Source organism: Paenibacillus sp. FSL H7-0940, assembly GCF_037979415.1.
GTDB lineage: Bacteria > Bacillota > Bacilli > Paenibacillales > Paenibacillaceae > Paenibacillus > Paenibacillus amylolyticus.
The window spans coordinates 624,160-648,869 of sequence record NZ_CP150280.1; the positions used below are offsets into that span (position 1 = coordinate 624,160).

A 24,710-nucleotide genomic window follows, 5' to 3' on the forward strand; every position below is an offset into this window, starting at 1 on the left:
TGAATCTCAATTAAACGATGAGGTGTGGTCGTGATGGTACAAAAAAACGTTGAACTTTCCGAAACACAAAAGGGAATCTATTTTGATTGTCAGGTGAATGATCCCACTTCGTATAACATCTCAGCTTCAATGCAATTTGATCATCTTCAAATGGAGATATTTCGCCAATCCATCGAATTGCTTATGTATGAGCAAGTGGTGCTGCGTACTCGGATTGAGATTCAAAATGATGTACCCGTGTTATCCGTTCATGAAGATATGGATTATTCACTTGCCTTGTGGGACCTAAGTAGCGAGAATCAGGAGAATCCAAAGGAACAACAGTTAGTAGCACTGGTGGATGAATGCATCGGGACACCTTTTGAGCTGGAGAAAGGTCCTCTGTTCCGTATAATGATTGTTCAGATGGATAAAAGCCGATATATTCTGACCTTATGTATTCATCATTTAATATGTGATGGCTTGTCGCTTGAACTGATGAAAAACAAACTTATCCAGTCATATACGTGTCTTCTTGAAGATCAGCCTGTGGATGTCAAGCTGGATGAAGGATTCATCTCTTATGTTGAGGCAGAGAACAAGAAACTGCACGAAAACAAGTACTCCAAAGAGCGGGAATACTGGTTGAACAAAATGAAGGGAGTGGAACCTCTTTCTCTAAAGCACGACTTTCCAGCAGGTTCTGTACAAGAAGGGATTGGTCATGAACTGCGATTTGATATTTCGGAATCGTTAATGGCTGATATTACACAGATGTCCAAAGATAATGAAGTAACCGTTTTTATGTTCTTTATGGGTGCCTTTGGCATTCTTATGAGTAAATATGTCGGTACAGACGATATCACCTTTGCCTCCCCATATTCTCATCGTCCCGGTATGGACTTGGAAGAAACGATTGGATGTTTTGTCCATATGTTGCCTATGCGATTCCATATTGACCTCGAATCAACTCTAAAACCTCTGCTGCAACAAGTAGCCACAACCTGGATGGATACGTACAGGAACATCGGATATCCCAATAACCTCATTGTCAGAGACAGTATGTTACAGGCTCAACCCGGATCACCATCGTTGTTTGATATCTCCTTTGTTTATGATTCCTATGAGGAAGATATGCTCGGAACTCGTATTCTGGATCAGGATAAGGTTACGTTTCCAGGAGATCTGATGGTGGTGTTAAGCCGTTTACCGCAAGGTGCTCAGTTGAAGCTGCAATATAAACCGAGCTTGTTCCGTGAAGATTCAATGGAGCGAATGGGCCAACGATTTCTATATTTGCTGAATCAACTAGTAACCAATTCTGAACAAAAAATCAGGGAGTTCAGCCTCCTGATGCAGGATGAGAAAGAAAACCTACTGTACCGATTCAATCAAACTTCTTATTTTCCCTACACTCCACAACATATTATGGATATATTTCACGATAAAGTAGCACGTTTCCCGGAGCGGGTAGCTCTAATGGAAGGGAAGCAGCATCAGACCTATGCGCAGGTCAACGCAAAAGCGAATCAATTGGCTAGGCAGATCGTTGCGAGTAAAAAAAGTGATAACGCAGCAGTTGGCGTGCAGATGTCACGTTCCTCGGATATGGTCATTGCCCTATTGGCTGTATTAAAAGCCGGATGTGCTTTTGTGCCTGTAGACCCTTCCTATCCTTTGTCCAGAAAGGACTATATTATATCGGATGCAGACATATCCATCGTGCTGGCTATGCAGCCCGAAAAAGATGACGAGACTCTGGATGTCCAGTACATCTACGTTGAGGGAGATCAGGCCTATTCGGGGGATGTCTCAAATCTTGAAGAGGCGCTGAATCCGCATAGCCTTGCCTATATCATGTATACGTCCGGATCAACAGGTAAGCCAAAAGGAGTCATGGTTGAAAATCATAGCGTAGTCAATACACTGCTTGATCTGGAGCGTCGTTTTCCAATGCAGGCGCAGGATGTTTACTTGCTGAAAACGGCATATACCTTTGATGTTTCGGCCACGGAACTTTTCGGCTGGTTCATGGGTGAAGGCGCACTAAGTATTCTTGAGCCTGGAGCAGAAAAAGACCCTGCTCGTATTGTGTCTACGGTGGCATCACATAAGGTTACACACATCAACTTTGTTCCAACGTTATTCCGTCTTTTTCTGGAAACGATGGAGCTTCGCTCCGATCTGTCAGCATTGGAAACGCTGAAATGGATGTTTGTTGGCGGAGAGGCAGTCACGCCAGACATCATTGAGAAATTTAACAGGTTAGGCATTGGAGCAAGTCTTGAAAATGTATATGGTCCAACCGAATGCACCATATGGGTTTCTCATTATCCATTAAGCCATTACGAAGGCTTGGGCAATGTACCGATAGGTTACCCGCTCAATGAGTCCAGATGGTATGTCGTCGGAAATCATGATGAGCTTCAGCCGTTAGGTATTCCAGGGGAGCTCTGTCTTAGCGGTGTTGGGCTTGCACGTGGATATTTGAATCTGGAACAGATGACCCGAGAGAAGTTTGTCCCTAATCCTTTCTTTCAGGAAGGACAGGACGCAGAGCACTTCAGGTACATGTACCGCACAGGGGATCTGGTACGTTCACTCCCAAGCGGTACGATCGAATATCTGGGACGCATTGATTTTCAGGTTAAAATTCAGGGGGCCAGACTGGAGACAGGCGAAATTGAGAATACCCTGTCATCCTATCCGGGTGTCATCCAGACCGTGGTAGTCATGAAATCATTTGAAGGTAGGCCCGGCTTGCTGTATGCCTACTATCTGTCAGAGCAGGAACTGCCTTCTGTCGAATTGAGAGAGCATCTGTCTCGTTTGTTACCGGCATATATGATACCATCCGTTTTTGTACATAAATCCGAATTTCCATTGAATAGCAGTGGGAAGATTGACCGGAAGGCACTCATGGCAGATATCACGCATGCTCACGCTTCCAGTACGTTCTATACCGCCCCGTCTTCTGAGCTTGAGAAGGTTATAGCCGAAGTGTGGGCCGAAGTGCTCGGTGTTGAGAGAGTAGGGCGCGATGACCATTTCTTCGAATTGGGCGGAAATTCATTTTCTGTCATTCAGGCTCACAATAAACTTAAGCATTATACCGATGTGGAGTTCCCTGTTCCTCGTTTTTTCGAATGCCCGACATTGCGTCAATTTGCAGCGCTAGGACCAAAAGATGAGGGAGTTCGGATACCGACTGAAAGGGAACAATTGTTTCAACGAAAAGACGGCATTATGCGTGAGGACATTGCAATTGTGGGCATGGCGGTGAATGTGCCGGGCGCTGAGGATATAAGGGAGTTCTGGAGTAACCTTGTTGAACGGCGGGAAAGCATTCACTTTTATAGTGATGATGAATTGAGGGAGCTTGGCGTGGAGGAAGCACTGCTGCGTTCACCTCGTTATGTCAAGGCAAAAGGACGTGCCAACGGCATCGATGAGTTTGATGCAGGGTTCTTTGACTATACTCCCGGTGAAGCCAAAATGATGTCTCCCCAATTCAGACTTTTGTATCAGGGAATATGGGAAGCGCTGGAGGATGCGGGCTGCAGACCGGATGAAGCGGGTAAGGTGGGTGTGTTCCTTGGCGGGTCCGATGACTTCGAATGGTACCGTCAAGTGCTTTTTAACGATGCTAACTATAGCAGTAAATACGAAGCATTCACCCTCAGCACCAATCATTTTCTCGCTACCCGAATGGCTTATAAGCTGAACTTAAAAGGGCCGGCCTATACCGCTCTGACGGGATGTTCTACTTCATTGGTTACACCTCATCTGGCATGTCAATCTTTGATCGTTGGAGAATGTGATGTGGCCGTGGCTGGTGGGATCACCGTGGAGTTGCCCAATGAAGGGGGTTACATATTTGAGGATGGCATGATGTTCTCCATAGATGGACACTGTCGTCCATTTGATGCGGCAGCCAGTGGAACCGTCTTCTCCAATGGTATGGGAATTGTGGTGCTGAAGCGGGTAACCGATGCTCTGCGGGACGGAGATCATATCTACGGGGTCATCAAAGGCTCAGCAATTAACAATGACGGACAAGAGAAACTCAGTTTTCTTGCTCCTAGCGTAAGCGGACAGGCTGAAGTCATTCAGGATGCTTATAAGGTAGCTGGAGTAGACCCGGAAACGGTGAGTTATATCGAAGCACATGGTACGGGAACGTTGCTTGGTGATCCAATTGAAGTAAACTCGTTAACTCGGGCCTTTGCTTCCGACCAAAAGCAATTTTGTTATCTGGGTTCGGTCAAAGGCAATGTGGGACATATGGATACTGCCGCAGGTGTGGTTGGTTTAATCAAGGTAGCGCTCAGTCTTGGACAAGGTTATATCCCTGGAACAGCGAATTATGAGCAGCCTAATCCCAAAATTGATTTTTTGAATACGCCTTTTAAAGTTAATGCACAAGGGGTGGACTGGAAACAGGGCAAAGTTGGAGTCATGCGCGCAGGAATCAATTCATTTGGTGTGGGGGGCACGAATGCTCACATGGTATTGGAGGAGGCTCCCGAGATGGAGAAGTGCAGCCCGGATGATGACGTAAATATATTGCTTTTTTCCGCCAAAACAGAGTACTCGCTGAACCGCACCGCTGAACGGATTATGGAACATCTGACTCAGCAGCCGGAGCTATCTATATCGAACGCAGCGTGGACCTTGCAGTCAGGTAGATCTGTTTTTGCGTATCGTAAGGCACTCATTCTGGATAAGACATGGAAGGATAATCCGGACAAGCTGATACAGCAGCTGGCGAAAGCACGGGTATACCATTCGGCTCAAGGCACTCGTCCCGTATACTTTATGTTCCCCGGACAGGGCAGTCAGTATCAGGGAATGGGTGCAGAACTATACAGATCTACAGAGCAAGCAGGCCTGGCTCCAATCTTCAGAAGTTATATTCAGGAAATATTGGACTTTCTGCCTGCGGAAGAACGAGAAGATATGCTGTCCGTTGTATACGGGGATCAGCAGCCTGAGCGAATAAACCAGACAGAGTACAGCCAATTCGCACTGTTCATGACAAGTTATGCGCTGGCCAAGTCGCTGCTGGACCTGGGCATCAAGCCAGATGGCATGATCGGGCATAGCATTGGTGAGTTGGCTGCCGCAGCGGTAGCGGGTGTATTCGAACTCGGAGATGCCGTCAAGTTAGTTCGACTTCGCGGACGTCTGATGCAGCAACAACAACCCGGGGTCATGCTTGCCATTATGGCGGATGCACAGCAGGTGAAGTCACAACTGGAGGAAGACATGTGGCTTGCCCTGGTGAATACTACAGGTTCCAGTGTGATTGGTGGGACAGCTGAAGCCATTTCACGGATGGAAGCCAAGGCTGAAGGACTGGGCTGGAAGTGCATTCGTGTGAAGACTTCCCATGCATTCCATACGCCAATGATGAATCAGGCCGCTGAGGAATTTAGACGTTATTTAGCAGAGCATTCACTTCATACGCCACAGATCCCATTACTGTCCAATACCAGTGGAAAATGGGCGCTTGGAGATGAAATCACACAACCTGACTATTGGTCCCGTCATATTTTACAGCCGGTGTTGTTTGAATCAAACCTGGCTGAAGTGTTAAAGGATGAACGGGCTGTATTAATTGAAGTAGGTGCAGGACGAACGCTAAGCTCCTTTGCCAGACAGCACAGTCTATCAAGAGATTCCCAGACGGTACTGAATATGCTACGTCACGTAAGGGAGACGGAGCAGGACAGTATCTATGTGAACCGCAGACTTGCGGAGTTATGGTGCGAAGGCATTGAACCGGACTGGAAGGTGCTCAAAGGGCAGACGGTACGACGCAAATGCTCTCTGCCTACTTATGTTTTCAACAAACAATCCTATCCTGTCGGTGTTTCTCTTTCTGGCTCATCAGCAGCGCAAGGAATGGGTACCGGGGATGATAGGCAGCATGCAGAGCAGGGTAAGGGAAGTGGCTCTACTCTAGTAAAAGGGACAGTTTATACTGGTGGTTCAGACCAACTGAAACAGATTGTCCTGGACGCATATCGAACGATTTTTGGCATCGATGATCTAGATGAAGAGGTTAATTTCTTTGCGGTTGGAGGAGATTCTCTCAAAGCAGTCAGCTTGTCTGCATGGATCCGATCTCATTTAGGAATTCAGCCTGAGGTAGCAGATGTTTTCAATCATTCAACGCCTATTCAACTGGCGGAGCATCTCTATGTCATGGCGAAACCAAAAGTGGACCAACAGATAATTCAATCTGCACCCACTATGGATGCGTATCCAATCTCTTCTGCACAGATGCGTATGTTCACACAAGCGATGCTTGATCCAGGCAATACGGCCTACAACCTACCGTCTGCAACCATTATTGAAGGTGAATTGGACCGTATAAGAGTTGAGGCTGCTTTGCAGAAGTTGATGCAACATCATGAGGCGCTCAGAACATCGTTTGAGATACGGGGTGGTCAGATCGTTCAGATCATCCAACCTTCGGTTCGCTTAAGTATGGGTTATGCAGAGCAACATGTGGCAGATGACCAAGAGTTGCCTGCGATGATCGAGACATTGATTCGTCCTTTTGATCTGGGGAGTGCTCCGCTTATGCGGGTTGAACTGATTAAGATAGGCGAGCGCAAGCACCTGCTATTCTTTGATATTCACCATATTATCGCGGATGGTACATCTGTCGAAATCATCACTCGTGACTTCAATGATTTATATTTTGGCAAAGAGCAAGCAGTCCGATTGCAGTACAAAGATTACGCGGTATGGCAGCAGCAGCGTCTCGCTTCAAATGAATACAATTCACATCAAACATACTGGCTGGACCATCTTGGCCCTTCTTTACCTGTGCTGGAGCTTCCACTTGACCATGAGCGTCCATCACAGCGATCCATGCAAGGGGGACGTCTCCATTTCACGTTGAATCGTTCGTTGACACAACACTTGCATGAGCTGGCTTCCTCATCGGAAGCATCCATGTATATGGTAATGCTAAGTGTGTGGAATCTTCTTCTTGCACACCGCTCAGGTCAGCAGGACATTGTGGTAGGAACGCCTGTTGCAGGAAGGATGCAAGAGGAGTGGAAAGAGACGGTAGGCATGTTTGTCAATATGATTGCGATGCGGAATTTTCCAACGTTTGATCGTACGTACACTGATTTTTTACGCGAACTCAAACAACATACACTGGATGCTTTTGCATATCAGGAATATCCGTTTAATGAGCTTGTGGCACAACTGGGCGTGACACGTGAGCTGAACCGAAATCCGGTATTTGATGTTTGTTTTGATTATCAGAACATGGACTTGCATGGACTTGAACTTCATGGTTTGCAATTCAGTTCTTTTCCGGTGGAGACGGGTACGTCTACTTATGATCTGTTAATGACCTGTCAAGAAAACAGGGAGAAGCAGGTGATTGAAGGATATATCGAATACTCGCTGGATCTGTTCCGCCGGGACACAGTTGAAGGTATGATGCAGGAGTTTATCGGACTCTGCCAAGAGGTTGTACAACAGCCTAGTCTGTCTCTGAGCGAACTGTTTGATAGAAACATTTCTCATGAGCACTCAGTCCATCTGCTTGCTGGTCCACGTCTGGATTACACTCCTGCGGTGGGTCTGCATCGGCTGTTCGAGCTGCAGGCAGAACACACACCAGACAAGAAAGCTCTCCTTGTATCATCCGGAGCCTCTTTTACCTACAGGGAGCTTAATGAAAAAGCTAATACGCTGGCTTGGAAGCTGATTGATCAAGGTGTGCGCCGGGATGAACCTGTAGGCATATTATCCAGACGAGATGAATCGTTGATCATTATGCTATTGGCAGTGCTGAAAGCTGGGGCCGCTTATGTGCCTCTGGACCCTGCTTTTCCGCCGCAGCGCATCGTGAATATGATTGAAGACAGCCGAATGAACGTATTGCTGTGTACGCCTGATGAAGAAGGCACAGTGACTTTTAGCGGAGAGCGTTTCGTGTATGATCCAACTGCCCAGGATGTGCGCTCATCCGTTAACCCGGACATCAGCTTCCTGTCTTCGGACCTGTCCTGTGTGATTTTCACCTCAGGATCGACCGGTCGTCCCAAAGGGGTGATGATTACTCATGAGGCGATGGTCAATTTTGTTGAGGACATCAGGCACCGACATATTTTTGCACATGAGACAGATCGCATCATCAGTGTAACGACCATATCTTTTGATATTTTCGGATTTGAAGTGTGGACACCATTATGCACCGGATATTCGCTGTATCTGGCCAATGAGCAGGAGCAGCTTGACCCGGCTCTTGCTTCACGTCGAATACGTGAACATGGTGTTACACACATTCTTAGCACGGTTTCACGTATTAAGGCATTTGTCGAAAACCCGGAATTCGCTCAGGCGCTGGGTAATCTGCGGTGTGTTCTTACCGGAGGGGAAAATGTCCCTGTGGGACTCCTCACCGATCTGAAGCGGCTTACGCCTGCTCGAGTCTTTAACATGTATGGACCAACGGAAACTACGATCTGGTCAACGACCAAAGAATTGAATGACACAGCCGCGATTACCATTGGCAAGCCCATTACCAATACAGAAATTTATATTCTGAATGATGAAGGTGAAATACTGCCACCTGGAAGTTATGGAGAGCTGTGCATTGCAGGAAAAGGATTATCCCGCGGTTATCTGCACAATGCTGCTGAGACCGATGCCCGATTCATTGCAAACTCCAATGTTTTGGGAGGCCGTTTGTACCGAACTGGCGATCTGGCCCGTATACTGCCGGATGGGGATGTTGAGTTAATGGGACGGTTGGATCAGCAGGTGAAGATTCGGGGTTACCGGATTGAACTGAACGAGATTGAGCAGGCAGCGATGAATTATGAACGTGTAAGAGAAGCTGTCGTTAAGGTAGAAGGGGCCGAGCAATATTCATTGCAATTAATTCTTTTCTACAGTCTGAAGCCTGGGATTGGGCCTTCCGTTATGGAAGATGAAGATGTACAGCTTCGGACCTGGTTAAAGCAGCGGCTTCCACAGTACATGATGCCTTCTCGCTTGATTCGTCTGGAAAATCTGCCTGTGCTGCCTAATGGCAAACTGAATCGCAATGCCCTTTGTCTGGCTGATTTTGAAACGAGAGAGAGGGATAACCCGGCTCTGGTTTATGGCTCATCGATTCAAGGAATGGAGCGGGCAAAAGTTGACCTGGAGCAGATGCTCATTGCAACGTGGAAGGAAATATTGAATCTGGATACGGTTAATATCCATGATCACTTTTTTGACATCGGAGGCAATTCACTGGGGCTTATTCTGATCAATAATCGCCTGAATGCCTATCTGGATAAAAGCGTTCCGCTGGTGCAATTGTTTGAGCATTCCTCCATTGCATCACTGGTCAATCATCTGGTGGCTGAGCAGATGCTGCCGACAGTTACACAACAGGTACAAGAGGAGAGCGGACATATCGCTTCGGCTGGATATCCTGTTACGAACCCGGAGCCGACAACAGCTCCAAAAGAGTATGTGATGAGCACAGTTGGACACAGCGAAGTGGAGCAGAGCAGACCGGAACAGAGTATTCCGTTTGCTTCAGAACACAGTAGCAGAATTTCTTCTTCGTCGGATATCGCAGTCATTGGTATGGCAGGGCATTTTCCCGGCTCAAGAAATATTGAGGAGTTCTGGGATAACCTAATGGCAGGTAAGGACGGTATCACCCGTCTGAATGAGGAGGATCTAACCGCTGCGGGTGTACGACCGGAAGACTTCAAACATCCCGATTATGTACGTGCCAAAGGTGTACTGCAAGATACTGAGTATTTTGACTCCGGATTTTTCGAATATCCGCATCAGGAATCCAACATGATGGATCCGCAAATACGGCTGCTGCATCAGTGCTCATGGGAGGCGCTTGAGCATGCCGGGTGTGATCCTTACAGTTATGAGGGAGCTATAGGATTGTTTGCCGGAAGTGGACTGAGCTTACCATGGATGGTGCAATTTCTCGGTCGCTCCGGTAATTTGCTACAGGCTTTTGAAGCCATGACTTTGAATGAAAAGGACTATATTACAACCCGAGTATCTCACAAATTAAATCTGAGAGGGCCGAGTATGGCCGTACAGACCGCATGTTCGACTTCTTTGGTCGCTATCCACCAAGCTGCTGAATCGCTGATTCGGGGGGAGTGTGATGTGGCACTTGCGGGAGGTGTCTCTATCTCCTATCCGCTCAAAGAAGGTTATCACTGGCATGAAGGCATGATTTATTCAAAGGATGGTCTTTGCAGACCGTTTGATGAGCAGGCATCTGGTACGGTGTCTGGTAATGGATGCGGAATGGTTGTGCTCAAGTCACTCCGCGACGCGCAGAGAGATGGAGATCATATCTATGCAGTCATTAAAGGTTCAGCGATAAATAATGATGGCATGGACAAGATTGGATATACGGCACCGAGTGTGGCCGGGCAGGTCAAGGTTATTCAATCAGCCCTGCATCGTTCGGGAGTGTCTCCAAAAGAGATCTCCTATCTGGAGGCGCATGGAACAGGAACCAAACTGGGGGACCCGATTGAAATTGAAGCGCTCAGGCAGTCATGGGGAACAGATCGTAGAAATTATTGTGCTCTAGGTTCTGTGAAAGCCAATATTGGGCATCTTGATGCGGCAGCAGGTGTCGCCGGTTTTATTAAAACCGTACTGACGCTTTATCACCGGGTGGTTCCGCCACAGATTCACATGAATCGGACGAATCCGATGTTGGAGCTGGAGCATAGTCCCTTCTATATCAACAAGGAGCCACAGCCATTAGAAGACGCGAAGCGTATCCTGCGAGCAGGTGTCAGTTCGTTTGGGATCGGGGGGACCAATGCTCACGTCATTCTGGAGCAACCGCCCGTCCAAGAGAGCCAAGCCAAGTATGAATCTTTGCTTCTGCTGCCCTTCTCGGCCAAAAGTGAATCTGCGCTGGAACGCACGTACGATTCGGTTCTACAGGCGATCCATGCATTGCCAGAGCAGTTGTCCAATGCTGCGTGGACGCTACAGAAGGGAAGAAGCAGATTCGTTCATCGTAAAGCACTAATCGTTGTAGACGGTTATATTCCGCCAAGCGAGCAGTCTGTAGAGTTTGAGACACAGGCAAGTGTGATGAATGGGAAGCCTAAGGTCATGTTTTATCTCAGCGGAAATGCAAGTTGGGAAGCGCGCAAGATTCGGGAACTATATGCTTCTGTGTATCGCAGCCAGGTCTCAGAGATATTCAAACAGCACTTTGAAGAGATACTGGACCTCTTTGAGTCCAAGGAACAGTATGCCATCCGCCAAGGCATAGGGCGATCGTTAATCGATTCAAGGCTTGAGCGCATGCAGTGCTTTGTTGTGCAATATGCTCTTTATAAAACCGTGATGCAGCTTGGTGTCAAGCCAGATGCTGTCTGTGGACAAGGCGTTGGCGAACTCGTGGGGTTGGTTATTAGTGATGCACTTGATCCAGTACATGCCGTGGGGCTTCTATACAATCTGGAGCATTGGTCACTAGAAGAAGGAGCATTGTCAGATGCTTTGACAGGAAGGATGACAGATGCAACTGTAACAGACCTTGCGTCGAGTATTGCACCACTGTTATCTCCAAATTTCCTGTTTACGCTGCTAAATCGCAAGACGCTTTCTGAATCTGCTGGGCATACGCTGTGGATCGTTTCGAATCAGCTGCAGGATACAGACCAAATAGCTCCGGATTCATTTTCAGAGCCAAACATCATTGCTCTTACTGGAGATCGTCAGAGCTTGCTTGAGGCAGACGTGTATTTAATGAAAGTACTTGCTTTTTGCTGGTGCTCTGGCATGGAGTTGGATTGGGAACAGTTAAACGGAACGGGGCGTAGGCAAAAAATCTCGCTGCCGACGTATTCCTTTGACCCCATTGTTCATCAACATGATGTTGCGTTGTATCAGCTTGCAGGTATGTCGCAGGTTGCAGCGGGTTCTATCGCAGCATTAGACCAATCTCCATCCGGGAAAGTCAGGGTTCAACGGACTGATGATGAGATAAGGCATGTATTATCGCAATTGTGGCAGGAGTTGCTTGGTAATGGAGCAGTCGGCCTTGAAGATGATTTCTTTGAGCTTGGAGGTCATTCATTAAAAGCGATTTCCTTGGCGTCAAGGATTAAAGAAATGTTTGGACTGAATTTGGGGCTGGAAGAGGTTTTTGATCATTCTGTATTTGAACACATGGTTCAATGGATTGCTGAACATCAGGTTACAAGTGACTCTGATTCAGTGAACCCAATCTTGCCTGTTACTAAGAAAGAGAAATATAAGACCACTTCTGCACAGCGAAGAATGTATGTGGTGCATGAGTGGATGAAAGGTGAGAGTACGGCGTACAATCTCGCCAGCTCCTATAGGGTAAGGGGAAAACTTGACCCTACGCAATTCAGATTAATAATGGATGCACTGGTAGAGAGACATGAAGCATTCCGTACCAGATTTGAAATGATTGACGGTGAGCTTTTCCAGGTTGTCGAGGATCAGGTTCCAAGCGTGGTAGAATTGCTGGAATTAGAAACGGCAGGGTTAGAGCAGGTCATGGAATGGATCAAGCCTTTTGATCTGACCAGCGCACCATTGGTTCGTGTTAAGCTCATTCGCCTTTCTCAAGAGGAACACATCTTATTCATCGACATGCATCATATCATTTCGGATCAGAGTTCCATTGCGATCCTGATGCAGGATTTTGCACGCATGTACAGAGGAGAAACATTGCAATCTCTTGACATTCAGTATAAGGATTATGCGGAATGGCGTGATGAAGCTGCGTCACATGGACGATCTGTTAAAGACGCCGAGTTTTGGAAACGGGAATTCGAGGACATGCCTGCACCGGTTGAATTGCTTACAGACTTCCCAAGACATGGTGCGTCATCCTACAGCGGAGACAGACGTTCCATTGAACTTGGTGAGTCGTTAAGCACACAGGTCAATGACTTCTGTACTCAACAAGGGCTTACACCCTACATGTTGTTCATGGCAACTTTGAATCTATTAATCTGGAAGTATACGGGTCAAGACGACTTGGTCGTTGGTACAGCGGTTGCGGGGCGTGAGAAGCCAGAACTCAATAACGTTATGGGTATGTTTGTGAACATGCTTGCCATTCGCACCAGTATGGACAGAGAATGGTCCACAGAGGCGTATTTGAATGAGATGCGAGGCAAGCTGTTATCCTGTTATGAGCATCAACAATATCCTTATGAAGCACTGGTGGAACAACTTGGTCTATTCGGTGATTTAAGCCGCAACCCCCTATTTGATGTGGTGCTAAATTACATTAATATGGGAACCGATGATCCTGAAGCCGGGGAACTGATGCTTGAACCATGGGTCGAAGGTAAGGTGGATGCCAAATTTGATCTGACTTGGACACTGGTCGAACATAAACAATGTTACACGGTTGAAATTGACTATCGCTCAGATTTGTTTAAAGCCGAGTCCATGGAACTGATGCTGGATAAATTCCGGTACATCCTGTCTCAGATCACAACAGGGGATAATGAACGAATTGGTCAGATTAAGCTCACTACACCGGAGGAAGAGGAATGGCTGCTGTACGGAGTCAACGATAATGCCGCCCAGTATCCGCGAGATGCGACCATTTCCCAATTATTCGAGGAACAAGTTCATGTGCATGCACAGAAGACAGCATTGGTCTGGGAAGGCGGTGAATGGAGCTATGCGGATCTGTATGACCGTGTTCAGTGGCTGGCGTTCAGGTTGCTTGGACAAGGGGTGAAATCAGGCTCTAGTATTGCTCTCATTCTGGACCGTGGACCGATCCAGATGATCAGTATTCTTGCTACACTCCAAGTGGGTTGCAGTTATGTTCCGATTGACCCGGCTTCGCCTCCATCGAGAATTGAATTTATTTTGCAAGATTGCGATGCGGCTGTGTTATTGACTGAAGCGGCGTATGCCTCCACGTGGCAATCTGTAGTTCCTTGTATCGTGCCGGCAGATGAACTGGCAGCATTTGATTCAGGAGACATCCAGGAGCCTGTTGAACATATGAACAAGACCGCTCTTGACCCGGCTTATATCATTTATACATCAGGGTCAACAGGAACCCCAAAAGGGACTGTGATGAGTCATCGCAATGTGACCAAAGTTATGAAAAATAGCAATTTTGTCACCGTTGTGCCAGAGGATCGTATCCTGCAAATTTCTAACTATGCGTTTGACGGTTCCATTTTCGATATTTTTGCTTCATTAATAAATGGCGCTACTCTTGTATTAATCTCAAAAGAGACCATTTTGGATATGGCTCGTTTGGCGGATGTCATCCAACAGCAACGGATTTCAGTATTTTATATTCCAACATCCTTGTTTAATATGCTGGTGGATTGGGATGCTGATTGCTTGAAGAATGTGCGTAGAGTGATGTTTGGTGGTGAAGCTGCATCGGTGAGTCATGCCAACAAAGCGCTTGCATGCGTGGGGCCGGGCAGGCTGTTAAATGGATATGGGCCAACGGAAGCAACCTTTTTTGCCTCCTACCACTTATTACAGCAAACAGAGCCTTATACTGGCTCACTGCCCATAGGTCAGCCCCTGTCTAACACAGCCTTGTATGTTCTGGATGATGAGCTGAAGCCTGTGCCACCGAACGTTCCAGGTGAACTGTATATCAGTGGGGATGCGGTAGGTATTGGATATCTTAACCGTGAGGATCTTACCCGAAAACACTTTCTTAATGATCCCTTCCGCAAGGGAGAACGAATGTATCGGACAGGTGACATCGTCAAACGTCTGGCTGACGGCAGTCTGATTTTTATTGAACGTTCGGATTTCCAGGTCAAAATTAGAGGTTTCCGCATTGAGTTATCGGAGATAGGCAATTGCATGGAGCGTCTTTCGGGAGTTCGTGATGCCTTTGTCATGACAGTTACAGAACCATCAGAAAGTCTATACATTGCCGCTTTTTATACAACCGATACTGGAGCAGATACTGAGTATATTCGAAGAGAACTTCACCAGCAGCTGCCAGAGTACATGGTGCCTGCACGAATTATTCGAATGGATCATCTTCCGATTAATGCCAATGGCAAAGTGGACCGAAGAGCATTGTCCGAGCATTTGGTTGAAGAGCAGCAGAGGTCTCTGGAAGTGAGTTCACCTCGGGCAATAACAGAGCGTGTCATTCTTGCCGCCATGCGACAGATCTTGGGTAATCCGGGCATTGGTGTGGAAGATCACTTCTTTCAAAATGGGGGGCATTCGCTCAAAGCGATTGCATTCACTCAAATTTTGGCAAAAGAAGGAATTGCCATCAATGTGAACGAATTATTCCAATATCCGACAGTTAGAGGACTTGCCAAATTGGTAGACATTAATCCTCCGGCGTCAGTTTGGTCCGAAGATAGCCTGCATATTCAGTCCCCGATAGTCATACCACAGGACATAATACTTCATGAGAAACAACTGGACAGCCTGGTCCTGCATGTCTTAAACAGCTGCAATCAGGTTTCATCTTTTATGGCGGGCATGACCCCTATGGGGCAATTCCCACTATCTCCAATTCAACAAGCACATGCTTCTACGACTTCACGAGCAAGCGGATTTACAACAACGCTGGAAGGCGAATTGAATGAACAAGCTGTAAAACACCTGATTCTTGGGGTTATATCCCGGCACCAGTTGCTGCACAGCATGATATATGAGGAAGAACAATTGTATTGGCATCCATGTGATATGTCGTTAGCGGCGGACATGCTGCAACAGCTTATCCCGTATCTTGATATTCGTCATTATGCTTCGGCTACGATTGAGCAGTTGGAGTACAAACTGGTTCAGTCTCTGTTACACAAAACGTATACGTTGAAGGAACTACCTTGGCGTCTGTGTATTTTGCGTACAGGAGCCACAGAGCATAAGTTGATTTGGAGTTTTGATCACCTTGCGTTTGATGGTATGAGTGCCCAGATCATCAAGCAGCAACTTGAGTCGAAGGCATTATATAGACCGCAAGGTATAGAGATCGAGAGTGATCTTCTGTACCAAGTACGAAATTATGAGGATTATGTAAATTTTCTGTCTCAAGGCCCCATAGGGGTATCAGAAGATGAAATGGAGAAACAATTTTCGCTTCAGGCATGGAATAGATGTAACACCATCGTCATGAACAAGTTGAAGGAAACAGAAACATTGTCGCCTTCAGCGATGACTGCCGAGTTGTCCCTTGCAGGGAAGGAGCCTGCAGATGTGTGGTGGACATGCTTTGAAACTTTTGCCAACATCATTGCGGCTTATCTGAACATAAGCCAATTGCCAATAGCCCTGGTGCATTACGGAAGGGAGTATGGCGAAGAATCCTACTATGATTATGTGGGAGAATTCCTAGATCTAATTCCAGTGCTGGTAGACAGTGAATTCACACAGGAAGATCTGTTGGAACGTCTGGAATTTACGAAGCAACACAGCATTAACTTTATGGCACTTACACATGATTCTTCCCTCTCGGCACAATATGATGGCATACAGGAACAATTGGGAACTGCCTACAGGCAAGCAGAACAGGAGCCGCGTCAGATGATTCTGTTTAATTATCAAGGCTTCATCTCCAGTAGCGAAGCGATCCCAATGTCGTCTCAGTCGTCGGATGACCAAGATTCGAATTCGGGACTCGCCCAATTCGAATGGGTTATTCGCTACGACGAAGAGTGTCTGTACGTACAACTGGCCTGTCAGGCTGGTCTGGACATCAAACGTATGAAACAGCTGATTGATGACAAGCTTGGTAGCGATGTGAGAGTGGTAGTTCACAATGAGGCAATGGAGGTGCAACATGTCCAGTAAATCCATACAGCGAGGACCCGAGCTGATTGTGCCAGAACATTATTCAACAGTGGCTGAGATGCTAATCTACATTGCAGATACTCATCCAGAAAAGGGAATGACCTATATCAGCTCTTCAGGTGACGAACAGTTTGAAGCATATCCTGAATTACTGATGCAGGCGCGCAAGTACCTGCAGTCTCTTCAGGAGCAAGGCATTCAACAAGGACAGGTCGTTATTTTGGAAGTTGACCAGTCACAGGAATTTTACCGTACATTTTGGGCTTGTATGCTGGGGGGCATTATTGTTGCCCCGGTTAGTCCTCCGGCTGCCTGGGAACCAGGCTCAGCCGGTCTGGAGAAATTCACGAAAGTGTGGGAGGTACTCGGGCGTCCAGTCGTTATCGTCGAGGAGGCCTACATGCCCAAGTATAAGCAGCTTGGGGAAAGTCCGGTATTCAAAGGTCTTATGTTGATTAGCGTGAACCAGCTTCAAGCAGGCCAGCAGATGGCTGATCTATGCCCAACCTCTCCTGATGACATTGTGTTCCTGCAATTCTCATCAGGAAGCACGGGAATTCCCAAAGGTGTGCAGTTAACCAATCACAATATTATCGCCAACAGTATTGCATGCAAGACTTTTCTTGGAGCTGAAGAAGGAGATAATGTGTTTACCTGGTTGCCGCATACGCATGATATGGGGATTTTTGGACAGCATCTGACACCCGTCCTGAGTGGAGCCAATATCATGGTGATGTCACCTTATACCTTCGTACGGTCGCCTTATCTGTTCTTGCGCAAGATTACGGAGCATCAGGGAAAATGGTTTTGCTGCACCAATTTCGGTTTCGAATGGATGGTTCAGAAGATCCCGGATTCCAAGCTCTCAACGCTGGATCTGTCTTCACTGCGTATGACCTTGAATGGTGCAGAGCCTATATCAACGTCTGTTATCGAGCGATTTGTCAAAAAATTCAGCTCTTGTGGCTATCGTCCCAATATGATGTTTCCTGCATATGGCATGGCAGAAGCGACAGTGGGTGTATGTACCTCCAGACTGGGGGAAGAGCCACGAATTGAACGTATTTCGCGTACACGGCTGGTGCAGGAAGGACTGGCTGTGCCAGTCCAGCTACCTAGCAGTGATAGCCATACTTCGGATGTGATCGAATTTGTCCATGAAGGATATCCCATGACAGGGATTCAGATCCGGATTGCGGATGAACAGGGTGAAGTGCTGGATGAGCGGGTTGTCGGCGAAATCCAGATTCGTGGGGAATCGGTAACCTCCGGATATTACAGTCTTCCGGAGATCAATCGTGAAATGTATGTGGATGGGTGGCTTCGCACTGGAGACTTGGGTTATATGGCTGATGGCTCCCTGGTTGTAAGCGGACGAATCAAGGACATTGTGTTTATTCGGGGACAGAACCATTATGCGCATGATCTTGAAGAAATTTTGTACCAGAATAGCAGCATTCCGAGAGGCAATCTGACGGTAGTCGGGCACTTTAACAGCCTCAAACAAGTAGAGGAGCTGCTTGTATTTGTTAAATACAAATCGAGCGCTCCACAGTTTCTGGATGTACGTCAGGATCTGATCCAACGTATGAGGGCTGGATTGGGTATTGAGATCACCCATGTTCTCCCAATCAAGGTTATTCCCAAAACGACGAGTGGTAAGGTCCAGCGCTTCATGCTGAGAAACGAATATGAGCGTGGAGTATTTACCAAGGACATCGAGGCCATTGAAGAGCTGATTCGCGAAAACACGCAACAACAACACGAGACGGTTTCCGCATCGTCTTTGGAGTATACCGTACGCAAGGCCTGGGCCGAAATTCTTCAATTGCCCGCAGGAAAGATTGAGATGGATACTTCTTTTCTCGCACTTGGAGGCAATTCCATTCTCTCTTATCAATTACTTGACAAGCTGTCTGCACATATGGGACGTGAATTAGGACAAGAACTACTTGTTTTTTGCAGTACAGTACGTGAGATGGTGGAATATCTGCAGGACCTTCCAGCAGAAACGAAGGACTTTGAACAAGCTGAAACAACAGATAATCACCTGAATGTACATCGTGCTATTGCTATTACCGGGCTGTCTCTGCGTCTGCCTGATGCCGACACCCAAGAGCAGTTCTGGAGCAATCTGGTTAACGGGTTAGATAGTGTTGACCGGGTTAGCTTAGAGCGTGCAACACGTTCCAAGCAACCCGGTTGGGATGACTGGATTGGGGAACTGAAGCAACCGGATACGTTTGATCATGAGTTCTTTGAAATCCCGTCTGAACAAGCTGCATTTATGGATCCGCAGCATCGCAAGCTGCTGGAAGTTGCTCATGAGGCGCTGGAGGATGCGGGTATGCTCGTGGACCATGAGGATAAGCGTGATGTGGGTGTGTATGTAGGGATTAACCCAAGCACATACTTCGATCTGGTTATTGATTATATGAACCGGTGTCTTGGAAAGGCTGTTCATTCTCACGCTATGGTAGGCAATATGTCCAATATTGCAGCGGCCTCCATTTCACACATGTACAATTTTACAGGGCCGGCACTGTCCATAGATACAGCATGTTCTTCTTTTCTGGTAGCACTGACACAAGCTGTGGCGGCCATTCAGGACAAGCGTATCTCTGGGGCAGTTGTAGGTGGAGCGAACATTTTGGCTACACCGCATGTTCATCAACTATCACGCAATGCTGGAATCTGTTCTTCCACTCAACATACGAAGGTATTTGACCGGGAAGCAGATGGTTCAGTCTTGGGAGAAGGTGCTGTTGTTGTATATCTGGAGCCGCTAACAGAGGCAATTCGCAACAATAAACATGTTTATGGTGTGATTCGCGGGACAGCGGTGAATAACGACGGATATTCCCTGGGCATTATGGCACCCAACCCTCAGGGGCAATATGAGGTACTCCGTGCCGCTTATCGCGATGCCAACCTAAACCCGAGCGAGATTTCTTATATTGAAGCACATGGATCGGGGACAAGGATTGGAGATCCAATTGAGGTGAATGCCTTGCTCCGACTGTTCCGGGAAAAGGGATATACAAGCGATAATTCGATTGGATTAGGTTCAGTCAAAACCAATATTGGTCATTTATTTGCAGCCTCCAGTGGAGCCAGTCTTGCCAAGGTTCTTCTCAGTATGCAGCATGGGGAACTGGCACCAAGTCTGCATATGGATAATCCGAATCCGGCCCTCCGACTGGAGCAATCGCCGTTCCATATCGTTAGCGAGCATAAAACGTGGGATGTACCTGAAGGAAAAACACGGAAGGCAGGCATCAGTTCATTTGGCCTGGGAGGTACGAATGCCCACATTGTGCTAGAGGAATGGAAAGCCCCTGTCCGTGCAGAAGCCCCGGCACGCGGCCAGTTGTTAACGTTCTCTGCGAAATCAGAGCAGGCTTTAAAAAAGCTGATTGATAACACGGAGCAATATGTGAAGAAACATGCGGACCTGGCACTAGAGGATCTTTGTTTTACCCGGAACAGATATAGAAAACATTATCGGTATCGTGCAGCAGTAGCTGTCAGCTCAACCGGAGAGTGGAACATCGAAGAGATGGAATTTGGCTTCAAGCCTAGAAACCGAGCTGCTCGTGTCAATATTGTGGTTGGGGGGCATGAGATTCGCGGAGAAGATGAGGCTCAAGCTCGTAAGGTTATCAGGCCAGACGATTCTAATGAAGATACCGTATCAACCTTGAACTACTGGGTGACTTTGCTTGAGACACTTGTACGTCTGGTCCCTTCCATTCAAGAGATTCGAGGAATAGCTACAGGAGAGGAACTTGTATCCAGTTTACATCTGGATGGCGAGGAACATCACAGCGCTCATGCAAGCCAATCCATTCCAGTGAACAACAGAGTGACGTTAGACAGTCTGCAAGACACACCTGGCAAGATGGCAAACGCCGACATTGTAATTATAATTGCTGCAGATCAGACAGTTCAGCAGCTCGAATACAGTGGCAAGGAGAGCATCATCCGCCTGTCTGCCGAGCCGACACTTACCATGGAGGATCAGCTTGCTTTATTACTGGGACAGCTTTATGTACGTGGTGCTGCGCTGGATTGGGAACAGTTACATCCGAATGGCTCTGGCCAGATTGTACATCTGCCAGCACATCCATTCGAGCCGTATGTACATTGGATAGATGTGAATCAGGGAACGGAGGTCATGATATGACAAAAGAAGAAATTGAGCTTTTTCTTAAAAGCGAGATTGCTGCAGCGTTGAATCAGGAGCCAGAGGACATCGATGAAGAGATGAATTTTTTGAAAATTGGTGTCTCATCTGTGCAGGCGCTCAAGATCATTAACCGTGCGCGTAAGCATCTTCAAGTTGACATCAGTCCGGTTGCGTTGTTTGAATACAAAACAATTGCCGAGTTCGCCGCTTATCTCAATGAATCTCTTCTTCAAGAGGGGGTTGCCGAATGATTGAAGCGGATATAGAGCAAGAGATCATTCATGAAGCTGAATTGTTTGCTGCCCGTGAAATTCGTCCTTATGCTCAACAGATTCAAGAACAGCAAGCCATTCCCAGAACATTGATCCGTGCCATGGCTGAAAAAGGTTACTTGGCTGCCTCGATCCCGGCTGAATATGGCGGCATGGGTCTCGGCCCTAAGGCGTACGGGCTGTTGACTGAAGTATTTGGCAAGGCTCTTCCAGCCGTTCGCAGCTTGTTAACGGTACATACTTCCCTTGTAAGTGAAACTTTGGTACGTTTCGGAACGCCTGAGCAAAAATCGTCCTGGCTGCCCAAGTTGGTGAAGGGAGAATGGATTGCTGCCTTTGGCCTGACTGAACCGGAAGTTGGTTCGGATGCCAAAAGTGTAAAGACCGAGTGGAGAGAAGAATCGGACTGTTATGTTTTGAATGGAAAAAAGAAGTGGATCACGTTTGGACATCTGGCAGATGTATTTATCATTATTGCCTCGAATCAGGGACGAAGCACTGCTTTTTGGGTCGAACGCCAGTTTGAGGGTGTACAGACCCAACCTATTGAAGGTGTCATGGTTGCGGGAGAGACAGGTATAGCTGAGATTGATCTCCATGAGGTGCGTGTACCAAAGAATCACATTATTGGACGTCTGAATGAAGGTTTTGAGTACATCGTAACCGGGGCGCTGGACCAGGGCAGATATAGCATTGCCTGGGCAGGGCTGGCGATTGCGCAGGAAGCGCTGGATGCCATGGTGACTTACTCAAGGAAGCGGAAGCAATTTGATCAGAAGCTGAGTCATTTTCAGCTGATTCGCGGCATGATTGGAGATGCGGTGACAAAAGTCCATGCAGCACGAGCATTATGTTTACGGGCAGCCGAGCTGAGAGAAGCCAAGGACCCGCAGGCCGCCATGGAGACAACGATCGCCAAATATTTTACGTCCAAAGTTGCTGTTGAAGTTGCAAGTGATGCGCTACAGGTTCATGGTGCGAACGGAATTAGTAACCAATATCCTGTTGCCAGGCTGTATAAGGAAGCCAAAATTCTGGAGATTATTGAAGGTTCCTCTCAGATGCAGCAGGAGATGATCTCGCATTACGGATTAAAAGCCTATTACAAGCGTGGCGGTAGCGTATGACGTTCTGTGCGCTATTTCCCGGGCAGGGAAGCCAGTATATCGGAATGTGCAGCGAGTTGTTGGACAGTGATCCGGAGGCGAATCAGATCTTTGCGGAAGCGAGCGAGGTGATCAGATTTGATTTGAAGGCACTGGTTATGGAAGGGACCCTGGATCAATTGACGGTCTCTGAATATGCTCAGCCTGCTGTACTGACGGCAAGCTACGTTTTATTTGACTCATTTGTTCGGCGGACTGGAATGACTCCAGATTATGCAGTAGGTCACAGTTTGGGGGAGATTTCGGCTTTAGTAGCGGCGGGAGCATTGCGATTTGCTGATGGAATCCGTTTTACAGCTCAGCGTGGTGCGTTGATGCATCGCTCCATTCAGGAGCAAAAAGGAAGAGCGGGTATTGTCGTTGATGTAACCCAAGAAGCGCTTGAAGAATTAGTCGGGAATATTCGTCAGAACGAGTATGTGACGATCTCCGGTTATAATTCACCGGGACAGTTTGTCGTCGCAGGTACTGCGAAGGGTCTTAAATTGCTGGATGATCAGGTGGATGGCTACGGTGGGGAATTCATTCCTTTTCGCATGATGCCAATGAAGGCAGATGCACCTTATCATAGCGAGTTGATGCAGTTCATTCAGCCTGAGCTTGAAGAGATGCTTGCAGGGATTTCCTTCTCTGCACCGGTGTTTCCCATCTGCTCTACAGTACATGGTGAGTTCATTCGCGGAGCCGAGGACATTCCTAAGCTGCTGAGCAGCCAGCTTTTGCAACCCATTCGCTGGAATCAGGCATTGGCACGCGTTCAAAATCTGGGAGCGACGGTATGGATCGATATCGGTCCAGGCCAGAGCGTAAGAAATATGCTGGCTGAGAATAAGACCTTGCCTGCAGCCTATTCGCTGGATGATCCGCAAGATTGGTCCAGGTTACTGGACCGATATGAAGCAGTAAACCAGACAAGTGGGGGAGGCGATAAGGGATGATCACGGAGATGATGCAGTACAATCAGCGGGTGAAACAATGGCTTCCTGGAGGTGTGCACTATAATTTCCACCTTCCTTGGGAAGAGACGCCGCTCCATTTCAAGCATGCTTCCCGAAGCAGAGTGACGGACATGAACGGCAACGAGTATTTGGATCTATATGCCCGTTTTGGTGCCCTCATTGTTGGCCACGGCAACGAGGAGTATAACGAGTGTCTGAAGGATACCATTGACCGTGTTCTTTCCGTAAGTCATTGCGATCTGGATGCAGAGGCTCTGGAACTGATCCATCAATATGTACCTTCAGCAGAGATGATTCGTTTTGGGTTATCAGGCACGGAGATTGTCCAGAATGCACTTCGTCTTGCCCGGGCGTGGACAGGTAAAAATCGCTTTGTACGTTTTGAAGGCCATTATCATGGCAATGCGGACAATATTATGGGTGGCAAGACTGCACGTACAGGTCTGCCTGTACCTTCAGACTATCCTGGTGACATGAAAGGAACAAAGGGGAGGGCAAGGGATGCAATGGAATCTCAATCCTACCTCCTGCCATGGAATGACGCACCCCGTCTGGAGGAACTATTTCGCCAGCATGGAGACGACATTGCAGCAGTAATCATGGAGCCGGTTTGTGTAAATGGAGGCGGAGTCATGCCTGCTCCAAGTTATCTGCAAAAAGTCAGACAGTTATGTGATCAGTACCAGGTCGTGCTCATTTTTGATGAGATTATAACAGGATTCCGTATGGGTCTCGGTGGTGCCCAACAGTTATTCGGTGTAACGCCTGATCTGACTACACTTGGGAAGGCAATCGCGGGTGGCGGAGTTCCAGTGTCAGCCCTGGTTGGCCGAGCGGATATCATGAAGTTGCTTGTAGACAAAAAAGTAATTCATGCGGGTACGTTTAATGGCTATCCATTAGGTACAGCTGCTGTAAAAGCTACGCTGGAAATGTTGGGACGCAATGGAGGACAGGCGATGCACAGCATGAACCGCCACGCTGAGATGATGCATGACATACTCTGCCAGGAAGCAGTGAAGGTAGGTCTGCCTTTAATTGTTCAAGGGCCGTCTGGCTGTGCTTCTTATCACTGCTGCACGGAGCCGCTTACGGATACGGCTGATTATACGTTTGAATTGATGTCTTTTGATATTTTGTTAAATAGCAAGCTTGCTGAGCACGGTGTTCTGGTATCTACGCTCTCGCGGATGTATCCGAATATCCTGCTTGATATGCAAGATGTTGCCTGGTTCCGTGAGCGTGTCCCTGCAGCACTTGCAGAAATGAAAGAGATCTACGACGAGCTGATCTGATGGTAGCTCAATAAGGAGGT

General features: G+C 47.4%; 6 protein-coding genes. All 6 read left to right on the top strand.

The annotated features are described in order from the left end of the window. Nucleotides 1-33 precede the first annotated feature (33 nt). Genes MHB71_RS02640 through MHB71_RS02665 form a run of 6 tightly spaced genes read left to right on the top strand, consistent with a single transcriptional unit; the run spans nucleotide 34 to nucleotide 24,690 of the window. Nucleotides 34-16,809 carry an amino acid adenylation domain-containing protein gene (locus tag MHB71_RS02640; protein WP_340030121.1) on the top strand — a complete coding sequence of 5,592 codons (16,776 nt, stop codon included), beginning with the start codon at nucleotides 34-36 and terminating at the stop codon, nucleotides 16,807-16,809. Beyond that, nucleotides 16,799-20,995 (top strand): beta-ketoacyl synthase N-terminal-like domain-containing protein, encoded by a 4,197-nt coding sequence (locus MHB71_RS02645; protein ID WP_340028800.1) that lies wholly within the window; start codon nucleotides 16,799-16,801, stop codon nucleotides 20,993-20,995. Before MHB71_RS02640 ends, MHB71_RS02645 begins: the two co-directional genes overlap by 11 nt. Then, a complete protein-coding gene (locus MHB71_RS02650) occupies nucleotides 20,992-21,249 on the top strand; it encodes an acyl carrier protein (RefSeq protein WP_036668520.1) in 258 nt (85 codons plus the stop codon). Before MHB71_RS02645 ends, MHB71_RS02650 begins: the two co-directional genes overlap by 4 nt. After that, the gene (locus tag MHB71_RS02655; RefSeq protein ID WP_076328140.1) at nucleotides 21,246-22,397 is read left to right on the top strand and encodes an acyl-CoA dehydrogenase family protein; all 1,152 of its coding nucleotides are present in this window, start codon (nucleotides 21,246-21,248) and stop codon (nucleotides 22,395-22,397) included. Before MHB71_RS02650 ends, MHB71_RS02655 begins: the two co-directional genes overlap by 4 nt. Further along, complete coding sequence (locus MHB71_RS02660) at nucleotides 22,394-23,374, top strand: ACP S-malonyltransferase (protein WP_340028801.1); 981 nt, start codon at nucleotides 22,394-22,396, stop codon at nucleotides 23,372-23,374. The genes MHB71_RS02655 and MHB71_RS02660 overlap by 4 nt, the downstream gene beginning before the upstream one ends. Further along, complete coding sequence (locus MHB71_RS02665) at nucleotides 23,371-24,690, top strand: aminotransferase class III-fold pyridoxal phosphate-dependent enzyme (RefSeq protein WP_036668522.1); 1,320 nt, start codon at nucleotides 23,371-23,373, stop codon at nucleotides 24,688-24,690. Before MHB71_RS02660 ends, MHB71_RS02665 begins: the two co-directional genes overlap by 4 nt. Nucleotides 24,691-24,710: the final 20 nt, after the last annotated feature.